This window comes from Cohnella kolymensis, assembly GCF_000829465.1.
GTDB classification, from domain to species: domain Bacteria; phylum Bacillota; class Bacilli; order Paenibacillales; family Paenibacillaceae; genus Cohnella; species Cohnella kolymensis.
In genome coordinates this window covers 47,297-61,490 of sequence record NZ_JXAL01000021.1, presented here as the reverse complement: position 1 = coordinate 61,490, position 14,194 = coordinate 47,297, and the positions used below count along the sequence as shown (strand labels likewise).

11 protein-coding genes are annotated in these 14,194 nt (G+C 49.0%); 6 read left to right on the top strand and 5 right to left on the bottom strand.

Going from position 1 to position 14,194, the window contains the following annotated elements:
* Nucleotide 1: 1 nt before the first annotated feature.
* The 5 genes from SD71_RS13320 to SD71_RS13300 form a co-directional block, all read right to left on the bottom strand.
* Nucleotides 2-2,236, bottom strand: coding sequence for a glycoside hydrolase family 20 zincin-like fold domain-containing protein (locus SD71_RS13320; protein WP_041063973.1), 2,235 nt, complete (start codon nucleotides 2,234-2,236; stop codon nucleotides 2-4).
* 125 nt (nucleotides 2,237-2,361) lie between these two features.
* A complete protein-coding gene (locus SD71_RS13315) occupies nucleotides 2,362-3,372 on the bottom strand; it encodes a substrate-binding domain-containing protein (protein ID WP_052476239.1) in 1,011 nt (336 codons plus the stop codon).
* An 84-nt stretch (nucleotides 3,373-3,456) separates the two neighbouring features.
* Nucleotides 3,457-4,455 carry an ABC transporter permease gene (locus SD71_RS13310; RefSeq protein ID WP_407637548.1) on the bottom strand — a complete coding sequence of 333 codons (999 nt, stop codon included), beginning with the start codon at nucleotides 4,453-4,455 and terminating at the stop codon, nucleotides 3,457-3,459.
* Nucleotides 4,439-5,941 carry a sugar ABC transporter ATP-binding protein gene (locus SD71_RS13305; RefSeq protein WP_041063969.1) on the bottom strand — a complete coding sequence of 501 codons (1,503 nt, stop codon included), beginning with the start codon at nucleotides 5,939-5,941 and terminating at the stop codon, nucleotides 4,439-4,441. The genes SD71_RS13310 and SD71_RS13305 overlap by 17 nt, the downstream gene beginning before the upstream one ends.
* A 20-nt stretch (nucleotides 5,942-5,961) precedes the next feature.
* On the bottom strand, nucleotides 5,962-6,654 hold the full coding sequence (locus SD71_RS13300) for a GntR family transcriptional regulator (protein WP_041063967.1): 693 nt from the start codon (nucleotides 6,652-6,654) through the stop codon (nucleotides 5,962-5,964).
* 178 nt (nucleotides 6,655-6,832) lie between these two features.
* Here SD71_RS13300 and SD71_RS13295 point away from each other — a divergent pair, with 178 nt between their 5' ends.
* From SD71_RS13295 to SD71_RS13270, 6 genes are all read left to right on the top strand, one after another.
* Nucleotides 6,833-7,561, top strand: a complete 729-nt coding sequence (locus tag SD71_RS13295; protein ID WP_041063965.1) for a (Fe-S)-binding protein — start codon at nucleotides 6,833-6,835, stop codon at nucleotides 7,559-7,561.
* Nucleotides 7,558-9,081, top strand: coding sequence for a LutB/LldF family L-lactate oxidation iron-sulfur protein (locus SD71_RS13290; RefSeq protein WP_235427109.1), 1,524 nt, complete (start codon nucleotides 7,558-7,560; stop codon nucleotides 9,079-9,081). Before SD71_RS13295 ends, SD71_RS13290 begins: the two co-directional genes overlap by 4 nt.
* Entirely contained in the window at nucleotides 9,071-9,796 is a 726-nt protein-coding gene (locus SD71_RS13285) for a LutC/YkgG family protein (RefSeq protein WP_041063963.1), read from the top strand. Before SD71_RS13290 ends, SD71_RS13285 begins: the two co-directional genes overlap by 11 nt.
* Nucleotides 9,797-9,959: 163 nt before the next feature.
* The gene (locus tag SD71_RS13280) at nucleotides 9,960-11,657 is read left to right on the top strand and encodes a molecular chaperone HscC (protein WP_041063961.1); all 1,698 of its coding nucleotides are present in this window, start codon (nucleotides 9,960-9,962) and stop codon (nucleotides 11,655-11,657) included.
* Nucleotides 11,657-12,130 (top strand): J domain-containing protein, encoded by a 474-nt coding sequence (locus SD71_RS23640; protein ID WP_041063959.1) that lies wholly within the window; start codon nucleotides 11,657-11,659, stop codon nucleotides 12,128-12,130. Before SD71_RS13280 ends, SD71_RS23640 begins: the two co-directional genes overlap by 1 nt.
* Nucleotides 12,127-14,190 (top strand): tetratricopeptide repeat protein, encoded by a 2,064-nt coding sequence (locus SD71_RS13270; protein WP_041063957.1) that lies wholly within the window; start codon nucleotides 12,127-12,129, stop codon nucleotides 14,188-14,190. The genes SD71_RS23640 and SD71_RS13270 overlap by 4 nt, the downstream gene beginning before the upstream one ends.
* The last annotated feature ends 4 nt before the right edge of the window (nucleotides 14,191-14,194 follow it).

The following is a 14,194-nucleotide window of genomic DNA, read 5'->3' as shown; positions in this document are numbered from 1 at the left end:
CTTATGGCACCCTAATGGATACGTTGCCTTCACGAATAGCGGCAGTCGGCTTTGCTTTGGCAATTCTCGGCCCCCACTCAAGCAGCCACTCCCAAGGCAGGCTTTCCCCGCCGACGATCGGTGCTATAGAAGGATCAGGTGCGAACTCGTCCCCGAGCACGCTCGAAAATACCTTTTTATATTCATTGATAACGAGCGGAATGTAATATTCGCCGATTGCGACTCCAGTCCAAGTATGATCATGAGAATCGAAGTAGTTTTCCTTAATGATGCTGTAATTCTCCTCAGCGTAATGAAGCGACTTTTTCGCGTAATGACGGAGAATTGTTAAGTCGCGGGTCCCATTCTTCATCGCAGTCAGGAAGTGGTTATAGTAAAGCCCGGCTCGGATCACCGCTTGCATTCGTTTGGCCATTAGCAGAGTAGCTTCAGCGCATTCAGACTGAATGTCGGTAAGCCCCGGGGTTTGGAGTATGGCCTGCAAGTCAGTGAGTACCAGTTCCGCTTGATCCGCCATTAAGCCGAGATAGGCGGAACCTTCATCGCCGACGTACTTATTAGGCATAAAAGGAAATGACGGCAGCTTCTCGCAAATTTGCGTCTCGTGAATGCAAGGAATGTTTCGTACGATTCTTTCATACCGTGCCCCGTTTTCCTCGCCGAACAGGTGACGGGAGCCGTGGGTGAGATAGTCGTCGTGTCCGAACCTCCAGCAGTCCCAACCGTATTGAGCCGCCGCCATAAAATAGTGCTCATGCCCATACCACTCGAACCCGTATCCGTTAATGCCCGTACAGTTCTGGTTTACGGCCCCTTGAAATTGGGAGATGTCGTTCCATAAATGCTGGAAAGCATAGTTCTTGAGCGTATCCGGGAAAGTATCGGGAATCAGGTAGGGGATTCGGCCCAAACTTGCCGCAAAGCCGCTGCCTTCGCAGTTGCGGGAATAAATACGGTCCTTGCCGAAGATTCCGATCCATTTTAGAAATTCCCGGTCGTCGTCTTCGAGGCCGGGAGCCCAGAACAGTTTCACGTGTTTCGGCAGCTTGTTCGCCCAATCTTGCAAATAGCTTTCCGACTTCACAATAGGAGGCTCCCGCAGCCAACGTACGCCCATGAGTGTAACTGGGCTAAGAACCTTGGAATATTCCTGAAGCAGTTCGACGGAAACCGTGTGCTTTGCGTCGTTCGGGGCAAGATGCCCATACTTCAACTGACATTCTTCACACTGGCAAAACCACTGCACTTCTTCGCTTTCCTCGAATACGAGGCCGTTAAAGCCCAGCTCCTCGATCCTTTTGACATTGTTGATCAGATACTCACGCACCTCCGGCCGAGAAGGGCACATCGAGTCATAACTGTTGACATGGCCTTTGCTTTGCAACTCATCCGAAAGAACGGCCCTGCTTTCCGGATGGACGACCGGGTATCCTCCGCTGTACGAATTCAGCCCAATATAGGCATACATCGAAATGCCCCGCCGATTGGCGTAATTTATAATGTCGCTAAGAAAAGGCTTAATCAAATTGGGGTGCGTGAACGAAACGTCGAGCCAATCCCGGGTTTCTTTGGACCATGTTTTAACCGATATGTTCCTCAGTACCGTCTCCGGGTACTCCGGAAATTCAAACGGCCAAAACCCGTACATCACGATGTTTAAGGAATTTATTTTGTGGATGAAGCACCAGTCAACGAAACGCTTCCAGCGTTCGCCGTCCCACAGCTGCATGCCGAACCCTATACGGGCAAATCCGGCATACCAAGTCAAAGTAGGAGAAATGACCCGCTCCGGAACATCGGGGCCATCAATGATTTTCAAACAAGGGATTTGCGAATTCGAGTCATAGCTGAGCATTTGCGCCAGAGTGGCTAATCCGTAAAGAGCGCCATGGGCTGTTAATGCTCCGATGCGGATTTGACGTTCATTAATTTCAAGCACATAGGACTGCTCGGGAACATTCTCTTGCTGAAGTGAGAGCCGGTCTTCCGGATCAAGAGATTCACTTGCCAGGAAAATCAGCTGTGATGAGGAGTTCGGTCCTGAGGTGTCGCATACAATTGATGAAAATTGAAGCTTCTGCAGCTCTTCAACTACAACTTTTTGAATCGAGAGGAACGGTTCTTCTAGACGGACTTTCAAAGATGAACGGTTAATTGTTCGAGTGATTCCCGTCAAACTTAAGTTTTTTGCAGTAGGTAGAAGAGGGAAAGGGTAAAGTGTTTCAGGAGTTTTCATATTTATCCTCCCTGTAAAGTTCTGAACCTGTTTTTATTACCAACAGACATGCCGCCGATGGCGCCTTAAACTAGCGGGATGCACGATTTCGGCATGTCTGTTGAAAGATTCTATGTTTTTAGGGATTATTTGCCCAAATACTGGTCAACATTGCTCTTATCGATTGGGACATAGTCTACCAATTCTTTTTTGTCGAATTTTTCACCCTTTATGAGTCCGACGGCCACTTCTACGGCACGTTTCCCTTCTGCCGTAACGTTGTCCAGTATGGTGGAGCCAAGCCGGCCGTCTTTGACCGCATTCAGAGCATCAGGGATCCCGTCAATTCCTGCTACAATGACATCCTTCCGCCCCGCAGCTTCCACCGCTTGCAGAGCTCCCATCGCCATTTCATCGTTTTGCGCTGCTATGGCATTCAGTTCAGGGAAACGCTGGAGCCAGTCTTCGGTTATGCGAAGAGCTTCATCACGGTTCCAGTTTGCCGTCTGCTCGGTGACCAGCTTCACGTCCGAATACTTGTCGAAAAGCGATTCTTTAAGTCCGGCTCCCCGGGTAATCTCAGCGGAGTGCCCGATTTGCCCCTGCAGCAGGGCTACGTTACCTTTTCCATTCAGAGCTTTAGCAAGGAACTCGCCCATCATGATTCCGGACTGTTTCGGATCGGTACCGACGAACACGTCGTAATTCTCGTTTTTCGTGAAAGTGATGACTTCGACGACGGGAATGCCCGCTTCTTTCGCTTTGTCCACGGCAGGTCCGGATCCGACGAAATCAACGGAGTTGAGAATTAGCGCGTCTACTTTCTGAGCTACGAGTGTGTCTACTTGACTAAGCTGTGTTTCGATTTTGTCCTGACTGTCCATGACAACCAGCTCGACTGCGAGCTCGTCAGCTTTGGACTGCATCGACTCAATGAGAGCTTTGATAAATTCGTGGGATAAGCCTTGCGCCGCTACGCCGATTTTGTATTTCTCCGAGGAACCTGACTTCGTTGCAGCCGCTGCTACCGGCGAAGCGGCATCCCCGTTGTTAGTGGAGCCGGCATTGTTTCCGTTCTTGCTGGAACAACCTACAATCAGAGCGAGTAAGAGAACTAGGAGTGACGCCTTAAATAAATTGTGATGCGGTCTTCTCATTGACACTGCAAAAACCCCTTTCTGAAATGGTTGTATATACGCGGCCCTCATTCGGGCGGTATACCGATTTTGAGAACGGCTGTCTCACCTTTTTGAGCGTTGATCCAGAATGACTGCTATGGCGATGATCAGTCCTTTGATGATCTGCTGATAATAAGAAGAAACGTCCAATAGATTGAGTCCGTTATTAATAACTCCGATAATCAGAACACCTACGATCGTTCCGGTAATGGTGCCGACACCACCGAAAAGGCTTGTGCCACCAATGACGACAGCCGCAATAGCATCAAGCTCATAACCCATGCCGCTGTTGGGCTGTCCGGAGCTGATTCGGGAAGCGAGCAGAACACCGGCAAGACCCGCCAATAAACCATTGATCAGATAAACGCCGATTTTAACCCTGTTAACATTAACTCCAGACGCCTTGGCCGCGCTTTCATTTCCTCCAATGGCATAGATATAACGTCCGAACTTCGTCATATTAAGCAAAACACCGATGACAACGCAGACGACGGCAAAAATAACTACAGGGGTGGGGATGGGTCCAATATACCCTTGTCCGAGAGCGAGGAACGTTTTCGACTCGACCACCATTGGGCGGCCGTTGGTGTAGATGAGGGCAAGACCCCTTGCCACTGTCATCATCGCCAAAGTCGCGATGAAAGGGGCGACATTCAGCTTGGCGCTCATGGTACCGCTGATTCCGGACAGTGCTCCTCCTGCAGCCATGCCTGCAAGTACGGCAAGTAAAATCAAGCCAAAGCCAGAATCACCTTGGACCATGCTGGCCGCAATGACACCGGATACCGCCATCAGTGAGCCGATGGACAGATCAATCCCAGCGGTTAGAATAACTAAGGTCATGCCCACGGCAAGGATTCCATTAATAGAAACTTGCCGCAGAACGTTCATCAAGTTTGTCCAAGTAAGGAAAGTTTCCGATATGAAGCTGAGTATAAGAACCGTAAGAAGCAGGATAAGGATGAGACCATACTTGTGGAGTATCTGCGTAGAATAACGTCCCTTGATTGCAATTGCGCCGGATTTGGATACAATTGTGGATTCTTTAAGCAACTCCCGCACCTCCGATGGCACATGCCAAAATGTCTTCTTGCGTCGCCTCGCTGCCTGTAAATTCCCCTTTGATTTTTCCATCACCCATGACCAATATGCGGTCGCTCATGCCAATGATCTCCGGCAGTTCGGATGACACCATGATAATTGCCATACCTTCCTTTGCTAAAGAGGAGATCAGCCGGTAAATTTCCGCTTTTGCGCCGACGTCGATACCCCGTGTCGGTTCATCAAGAATGAGAACCTTAGGCTTGCGAATGAGCCATTTAGCCAGTACTACTTTTTGTTGGTTACCGCCGCTAAGCGATTGAACGGGCTGTTGGAAATCGCTCATTTTTATTACAATTTGGCTGGTCATAGCCTCGCACAATCTGCTTTCACTGCCTCTTCGCACGAATAATCCTTTGCCAACGAGGTCCATGCTGGGGAGCGTCATATTTTCCCGGATTGGACGACAGAGAATAAGTCCAAGCTCTTTGCGGTCTTCGGTGACCATGGTGATGCCGGAACGAATCGCATCGGATGGATTCCGGATACGAATAGGCTTGCCGTCAAGGAGGATCTCGCCTGAGTCGAACCCGTCTAAGCCGAAGATCGCGCGCATCACTTCAGTTCGGCCGGCTCCCATCAAGCCGGAGATTCCGAGTATCTCACCGCGGCGCACAAGAAAGTCGATTCCTTCGAAAAAGCCGTGTCGTGTAAGGTTTTTCACTTCAAGAACAGGAGGGCCGATGACGGCTTCTTCTTTGGGGAAAATGGCGGTAAGCGGACGTCCGACCATTTTGGTTATCAATGTATCTTTATTCAGGTCTTTGATAGGCAGGCTGTCTATGTAACGGCCGTCGCGTAAAATGGTGACCCTGTCAGCCATCTTGAAAATCTCTTCCAGACGGTGAGAGATATAGATGATTGGGATCCCATCGTTACGCAGCCTTTCGATCGTTTCGAAGAGAGTTCCGACTTCTTCGGCAGATAGAGCTGAGGTAGGTTCGTCCATAATCAGAAGCTTGGCTTGATAAGAAGCAGCTTTAATCAGCTCCAGCATTTGCTTTTGGGCCAAGCTCAGCCGGGAGACCTTGGTATTGGGGTGAACGTTCAGTTTATACTGCTGGAGCAGCTCTTCAGCCTGGAGATTCATCAGCTTCGTGTTGACGAATCCGGTGATCCGATATGTCGGCTCTCTCCCTAAGAAAATGTTACCTGCGACGGTCATCTCAGGCACCGGATTAAGCTCCTGATGAATCATTGCGATACCGAGCTGGAGGGCCGCTTGCGGTGTATCGATGCGTACGGGGAAGCCGCAAAAGCGAATCTCTCCTTCATCCGGCTTCACCAGACCCGTTAGTACCTTCATTAACGTTGATTTTCCAGCACCATTCTCGCCCATTAACGCGTGAACTTCACCTTTCCGAACCTGTAAAGTAACCCGATCCAGCGCTTTTACACCATGATACGACTTCGAAATATCCTTCATCTCTAGAATGAAATCCGTCATGTCGTAACCTCCTCGTAGGGTTAGAACCACAGATGCTCACCGTGCTCAGAATGGACATCCTCTTCTAATTCAATGAATTCCAGGTAGGAGCGGTAAATGTGTTTGCGCATCGTTTTTTCGGCATCGTCCGGATTGCGTACCTTCAATGCTTCAATTAGCTCCATGTGCTGCTCTACTTCTTTTTCTTTCGTAGATTCCTTGCCTAGAATGCGGTTCACCATTGAAATTTGAAAGGAGATGGACTCATACGTGCCGGTGAGCCGGGAATGATCGGCCAACCTCATAATGGTCTGATGAATATATAGAGAATCAGCGAGCAAGGAGTCAACGGTGTCGTCATGAAGCTTGGCTTTCATATTCTCGTAAAAATCTTCGAGAGCAGCAATGTCATCGTCAGATGCCTTCTGCGTAGCGAGGCGAATAGCGAAACCTTCAGTAACAGCGCGCAGCGAGTAAATTTCTAATACGTCTTCTTTCTCCATCGCTCGAACAATCGGCCCTTTGTTCGGCACGATTGTGATAATGCCTTCCCCTGACAGCTGACGTATTGCTTCCCTGACGGGCGTTTGGCTCAACCCAAGGTCCCGTGCCATTTTGGTTTCTACGATGCGGTCGCCGGGGTTCAGTTCGCCATTTAGAATCTGTTGCTTGATATATGTGGCGATATCATGGCTGATGCTCTGTTTGTCAATGAAATACTGCTTATCTATCATGTTAAATCCCCTTTAGTTTAAACAGATTACACTTAATGAAAGTATTGAAATTATAATGTATTATGGATTATATATAATATATAATATTCTGACAATAGCTATTTTTAGACTTTCATTTTTGTCTTACTGCCATTTTTGTTGACCGTTATAACCGTTTAAGCCGAAGGTGAGGTGCATTATGAGAGTTTCTTTATTCATCACCTGTATGAGCGACGCGATCTATCCGCGTGTGGGCGAGGCCATGGTGCGCCTGCTTGCACGGTACGGCGTCCAGCTTGACTTCCCGAAAGTGCAAACCTGCTGCGGTCAACCTGCTTTTAACAGCGGTTATTGGGAGGAAGCCCGGACAACGGCCAAGACCATTTTGGAAGCTTTTGATGGCAGCGACTTCGTTATTTCCCCATCCGGTTCTTGCGTGGGCATGATCCATCATTATCCGAAGCTGTTCGAGCATGACCCTGTGCTGCATTCTAAGGCGATTGAACTCCAAAAGAAAACATACGAATTTTCACAATTTCTCGTCCATGTGCTCGGCGTTACCGACGTAGGCGCTGCTTTTCCGCATAGAGTGACTTATCATCCTTCTTGTCACGGCAGCCGCCTGCTTGGCATTAAGGATGAACCGATGGAGCTCATGCGCAACGTGAAGGGTATGGAATTTGTGCCGCTTCCGTTTGCGGAAGACTGCTGCGGGTTCGGAGGCACTTTTGCCGTAAAAATGGCGGATATCTCCGGGGCGATGGTCAGCGAAAAATCCGATCATGTGAAAGAAACGGAAGCGGAAGTGTTAGTCGGGCTTGATATGGCTTGCCTGATGAATATCGCCGGCAACCTGCGTTATCGGAACGAGCCGGTCAGGGTCATGCATTTGGCCGAGCTTCTGTATGAAGGAGTGAAGCAAGCGTGAGCGGAACGGATATTTCGGCATCGTCAACGGTAAAGGAACGGGCGGATCTTGCTCTTAACAATGAATTTCTACGCCAAGCCGTTCGTTTTACAACGGAAAGGCTGCGAAGCGGTAAAATGACAGCCGCGGAACAACACGGGAACTGGGAGGAATGGCGGGAGAGAGGGCGGCAAATTCGCCTGCATACGATCGCCCATCTCGATTATTACCTGAACCTGTTCGCAGACAATGCCCGTGCCAATGGCGTTCATGTCCATTTTGCAGACACCGCTCAGGAAGCGGTTAATATCTCATTGCAGATCGCTGAACGCAAAAAAGCGCACACCGTAGTGAAATCCAAATCTATGGTCACGGAAGAGCTGCACTTGAATCATGCGTTGGAATCCATCGGAGTTGAAGCGGTGGAGACGGATTTGGGTGAGTACATTATTCAGTTAGCCGGGGAAACGCCATCCCACATTATTATTCCTGCCATTCATAAGAATCGCTATCAGATCGCAGAGCTGCTCTCTGTGGAAGCGGGTGAAACACTGCCTGCGGATACAGCCATTCTGGCAGGCTTTGTCCGCAGGAAGCTGCGCCAAAAATTTCTGGAAGCGGATATCGGCATGACGGGATGCAATTTCGCTGTTGCTGAAACCGGTTCAATGGTGCTTTTCGAGAACGAAGGCAACGCTCGGATGGTTACGACCGTACCGAAAACCCAAATTACATTGATGGGCATGGAACGCATTGTTCCTACGTGGGCGGATCTCGAAGTGATGGCGACATTGCTGCCCCGTTCCGCAACCGGCCAGAAATTGACGGTATATATGTCGGGCATTACGGGGCCGAGACGTGAAGAAGATGCCGACGGTCCTGAGGAAATGCATATCATTATTGTAGATAACGGACGATCTTTACAGCTTGGAGACCCCGAGTTTCAGGAGCTGCTCAACTGCATCCGCTGCGGCGCTTGTTTAAACGCTTGCCCTGTCTACCGTCATATCGGCGGTCATGCATACGGCGGTACCTACAGCGGGCCGATTGGAGCCGTCTTGACGCCGGCGCTCAACAAGAACGTTGCGGAATGGGATGATATCGCCAATGCCTCAAGCCTTTGTGGAGCTTGCTATGAGGCCTGTCCGGTGAAGATTCCGCTCCATGAAATGCTCATTTATTTACGCAGGCGCAAGGTGGAGAACGGTCACGGCAGTAAGCTGGAATCGCTGGGTATGAAAGGTTTCGCTGCGGTGATGGCCAAGTCCGGCAGATTCAACGGGATGTTAAAGCTCGGGAAGTGGGGTCAGAAGCTTGTTGTCCGTGACGGCGGCATCAAGGTAAAGCTCGGACCGCTGAAAGGCTGGAACAGCTACCGGATTGCACCTAGCTTGCCTAAGAAATCTTTCCGCGACGGCTGGCGTACGCTGGAAGAAGAGATTCGCCACGGCCTTAAGGATATGGATCCTGCTGTTAAGAGCCGGATGGAAGCAGCCATCAAGAAACGGGCGGAGGGAGCGAGTCATAGTCATGAACGATGAGCATAAGGATTGGCTGGCGTATATGGATGCACAGTCCCGTGATAAACAAATGCTGTTCATGAACGGCATTGCCCGCAAACTGAATAGGCCGCGTGTAACAGAGCCGCCTAGCCATCCTTTCCGCGGCGCCCCGGACTTCTGGCAAACATTTCAGTGGACGGAACAGGAGAGAATTGAGAAATTTACGGACAATTTCAGAAGTGCCGGCGGACACGTATTACGGCTGGCCGACATGGCAGAGGTACGACAGTTCATTACCGATAAATCGGCCGAGATGAGCGTTAAATATGTAATTCGTCAAAATGAACCGGAGCTGGACGCTTTGAATCTCGAAAGCGCTTTGCCTGAGGTTAAGATTTTGGTTTGGAACAGCAATTCGGAGCAGCACTGGAAAGCATGCGCGGCAGAGGCGGATTTTGGCGTAGTGGTTGCGGATTATGCGGCCGCATACACAGGTTCGATAACGGTATTATCCTCGAAAGACAAAGGAAGAACGGTCAGCCTGCTGCCGACTGTGTTAATCGCTATCTTACCGGTGGAGAGAATCAAGACGCGTCTGGGAGAAATCCTGGCGGACTTCGATGATGCCGGCGGCGCGCACTTGCCGGCAGGAATTCATTTCATTTCAGGTCCCAGCCGATCTGCGGATATAGAGAACGACTTAACGATCGGTGTTCATGGTCCCGGAGTCGTGTATGCGCTTATTGTAGGCTGAAATTTTCGTCTGACATTCCTATAACCCCGAATATGTAACCTTCAGGTTATATATTCGGGGTTATTTGTTTTGGATTCAAGCAGAAGTACCCATAACAAAAGGAAGGATTATGTAAAAATTTGACGAATATTAGGCTTAACTGCAACTCACCGCGGAGGGATTTATGACGATCATTGGAATTGATTTGGGGACGACGAATAGTGCTGTTTCATTTTGGAAGGAGCAGGGGTCCGTGATGATCCCGAACGCCTTGGGCCATAATCTGACGCCTTCGGTAGTCAGTATCGACGACCATGGTGAAGTACTGATCGGAGAGATCGCCAAGGAGAGGCAGATCACCCACCCGGACATGAGCGCATCCGTATTCAAGCGCCATATGGGCACCAAGAAGAAGTATCGGCTCGGAACCAAGGAGTTTTTGCCGGAAGAGCTATCGGCATTGATCATCGGAAGCCTGCGTCAGGACGCGGAACATTTTCTGGGACATTCCGTTCATGAAGCGGTTATCAGTGTTCCTGCCTATTTTAGCGATGCGCAGAAGAGGGCGACCAAAAGAGCCGGTGAACTGGCAGGCTTAAAAGTAGAGCGATTGATTACGGAGCCCACCGCTGCCGCCATCTCCTACGGTCTTCATTTGAGGAATGCGGATACGAAGTTTCTTGTGTTTGACTTAGGGGGCGGAACGTTCGACGTTTCGATACTGGAATTGTTCGAGAACGTGATGGAAGTTAGAGCGGTGACAGGCGACAACTACTTGGGCGGCGAAGATTTTACCGATGTACTGACTTCTCTGTTCTTGAAGCAGCATTCCCTGAACGCCGGGCAGCTGGACAGAAAAACGCTGACGCTGTTACGAAAACAGGCAGAGATCGCCAAGCGGGCTTTTAACGAGAGCAAGACAACGACCATCACCTGTTCCATTCAGGATGAGGTGTATTCGCAGGATATTACATTGGATGAATTCGAAGCGGCTTCGAAACATCTGTTCCATAGACTTCGGGATCCGATCGAACGGGCACTGAATGACGCCACACTGAAAATAAAAGATCTGGACGCCATTCTGCTGGTGGGCGGAGCAACCAAGCTGCCCATCATTCGTTCGTTTGTGAGCAAGCTGTTCGGCCAGCTCGCTTACGCGAATATCAATCCGGACGAGGTCGTTGCTATGGGTGCAGGGATTCAAGCTGCATTAAAGGGTAAGGATGCTATGCTCAAGGAAGTGATTCTGACGGATGTGTGCCCCTATACGCTGGGCACGACGGTATCCGTGAGAAAGGCGGGATATCATGAATCCGGACATTTCTTGCCGATCATCGAGCGAAACACGACGATCCCGATCAGCAGAGTGGAGCGGCTCTATACGTTACATGACAATCAGAAAGTGATAAACATAGACATTTTACAAGGCGAATCCCGGCTATCCAAAGACAATATTTATCTGGGTGAATTGAACGTACCCGTCCCTGCCAAACCTGCGGGTGAAGAGGCGATCGACGTCAGGTTCACCTATGATGTGAACGGCATACTGCAAGTTGAAGTGACCGTCGTATCCACCGGTATGAAAAAAGAGATGGTCATCGAGAAAGATCCCGGCCATATGAGCAAAGAAGAAATTGTCAGAAGCATAGAAAGCTTATCTCAATTGAAAATACATCCTCGCGAACATCAGGAGAACCGATTGATCATGGCACGCGGCGAAAGATTGTTCGAGGAAAAAATCGGGGATGTCAGACTGGAAATCGGACAGTTATTGAGGGCGTTTGAAGAGGTGCTGGAGAAGCAAGATACAAGACAGATTAAAGAGATGCGCAATCAATTGAAAGATATTTTTGATTCTATCGATACTAAGGGAGGCTTCTAATGGACAGTTTCCAAATACTTGGCATAGATCCTACGACAGATATCAAGTTGATTAAGAGGGCGTACTCGCGGATGCTGCAGATTTACTCTCCGGAAACAGACCCTGAAGGCTTTCAAAAGTTAAGGGAAGCTTATGAACAAGCCGTCTCATCCATACATAGCGATAACAATTCAACGTCCAAGTCACTATCGACCGTAGACGAATTTATGAACAGCTTTGAAGCCATTTATAACGATTACGGGAAAAGGTTGAACATGGGCGCCTGGAAGGAAATTTTGGAGCAGGACGTTTGCTACCAGATCGACAGCAGCACAGAAGTGAGCAGTCGGATTCTCGGCTTTCTGACCGACCGGTTTTACCTTCCCCATCAAATCTGGGTGCTGTTCGACAGCTACTTCGCCTGGAGCGCGATTCGGCAAGGTTATACTCGCAATTTGATAAGAATTTCGTTGATTTTGTCGTACGCAGAGTGAGCAAGAATGATCTGTTTCGTTATGAATGGCTGCTTCGCTGTGAGAACGGACGGCAGGACGATTTCATTACGGAGTATCATAATGGAAGCAGGGCATTGGACGGCTTTGATTATTACCTCGCGCACCAATCCATTAACGCTGCCAAGGCGATCTGCCCGGACCACCCGGACTTATTGATCTTAACGGCGAGATATGCGGCGGCAAACGGAGACATAACAGAAGCGAATCGTATTTACACAGCGCTGATCGAACAGGACGAGAATGATACTTTTGCCCATTATTACAGAGGGCATTTGCATTTTAGGCTAGGTAACCTCGATCAGGCGAATCGCGATTTCGGCAAAGCTGTAGTGGTGCAGCATGACCATGTGGATGTGCTGTTCTCATTAGGAAAATGCGGCGTAAGCTTAGGAAATTATGAAGCCGCAATCGAGCATTTGAACAAGCTGAGAGGATTGCTGCCGCAAGATCATGAAGTCCAAAATCTGCTGAATTCGGCGCATCATTTTCAGCTGGCGACACTGATTGAACGAGCAGCTGCGGATCCGGATGATATAGACACCAAATTCAAGCTTGCCAAGGCTTACATTGAACTGAACCAATCGGAAGAAAGCTATAATCTTCTCACTGAGATGGAAGCGCAGAACCGGCTGAGCGGCAAAATCTATGAATTGCTCTGTATCTCGTTATACCAACAGGGAAAACAAGAATTGGCTTACGCCAAGGTGAACGAAGCACTGGAAGCTTATCCTCACGATTACGATCTGATTGTGTTCAAAGCTCATGTTCTCGATGAGTTCGGGCATTATGAGGAATCCGTCCATTGTTACGATGAAGCGGCGGAGCTTAAGCCGGATGCTGCTTTCATCTACAACAATAAAGCCTACGTTCTTAATAAAATGAAGAAGCATAACGAGGCGCTGGCAGCCGCGTCTAAAGCGATCAGTCTGGAGCCTGGCATGTCGCATGCTTTCAAGAATAAAGCCGAGGCTTTATTGGGCCTGGAATTGTACGGGGAGTGCAATGAAGCTTGTGAGGAGGCGCTGAGTCTGTCTCCCGCTTTCACGGAAGCGATCGTGGTTCAGATGAAGCTTCTGACCAAGGTAAGGCAATATGAGGATGTTCTTAACAAGTTTAACAAAGCGGCGGAATACGGGCTTAAGGACAGCAGGCTGTATTATCAGAAAGCGAATGCTCTTTATTTAATGGACCGGAATGCTGAAGCTATCGAATATTGCGACTTGGCTCTGGAATTGGATGAGCGCAATGCGGACGCCTATTTCTGCAAAGGGCTCTGCCACTATGAGGCGAACAATTATGAAGAAGCCATCCGCTGCTTTAATCAAGCGATCGAACACAATAATGGGTATGCCGATGCTTATTTTTATAAAGTCCTTGCTTTTAAGCAGCTGTCTAATTTTGATGAAGCACTGAGAACAGCCGAGCATGCAATCGCTCTGCCGGTTGAGAACCGGGATAAGTTCTATTACACGAGAGGGGATATTCAATACGAGCAGGGGAATTTCCAGGAGGCTGCCGTCGAATACGAAAAAACCATAGAACTTAATCCATTGCACGCTTATGCTTTCTACTCGATCGGATGCGCTTATAATCAACTGGCCAACAACAGGGAAGCATTGGGTTATTTGGACCGCGCTATTGATTTAGATCCCGCCTTGGTGCACGCATACGTAGAAAAAGGTACATCTCATCTGCGTCTGCAAGAATATGAAAAGTGCGTCATGCAAAGCAGAGCGGCTTTGGATCTAGATCCGTCTTATATGGTCGCACATCAAAATCGGGCATGGGCACTCTATTATCTCGATAATAACGCCGTCGCCGAAGAGCAATGCTTAAACGCACTAAAAATTGACGGTGAGAACTTGAGTTTGTTGTTTTTGAAAATGGTTCTATTAAAAGACAGAGATGCCGTTAAAGAGGCTCTTATCGTTTCGGACAGAATTCTGGAATTGTACCCCGACGATGAAGACACGAAGCAGCAGCGCGCAGAGTTAATGGGCAAGAAGCTGAGGAACAAAATATTCAAGCTCTTTTCTTGAGAAA

Coding starts and splice junctions, on each gene's coding strand:
- SD71_RS13320 (WP_041063973.1), bottom strand. CDS start 2,236: ATGAAAACTCCTGAAACACTTTACCCTTTCCCTCTTCTACCTACTGCA.
- SD71_RS13315 (WP_052476239.1), bottom strand. CDS start 3,372: ATGAGAAGACCGCATCACAATTTATTTAAGGCGTCACTCCTAGTTCTC.
- SD71_RS13305 (WP_041063969.1), bottom strand. CDS start 5,941: ATGACGGATTTCATTCTAGAGATGAAGGATATTTCGAAGTCGTATCAT.
- SD71_RS13300 (WP_041063967.1), bottom strand. CDS start 6,654: ATGATAGATAAGCAGTATTTCATTGACAAACAGAGCATCAGCCATGAT.
- SD71_RS13295 (WP_041063965.1), top strand. CDS start 6,833: ATGAGAGTTTCTTTATTCATCACCTGTATGAGCGACGCGATCTATCCG.
- SD71_RS13285 (WP_041063963.1), top strand. CDS start 9,071: ATGAACGATGAGCATAAGGATTGGCTGGCGTATATGGATGCACAGTCC.
- SD71_RS13280 (WP_041063961.1), top strand. CDS start 9,960: ATGACGATCATTGGAATTGATTTGGGGACGACGAATAGTGCTGTTTCA.
- SD71_RS23640 (WP_041063959.1), top strand. CDS start 11,657: ATGGACAGTTTCCAAATACTTGGCATAGATCCTACGACAGATATCAAG.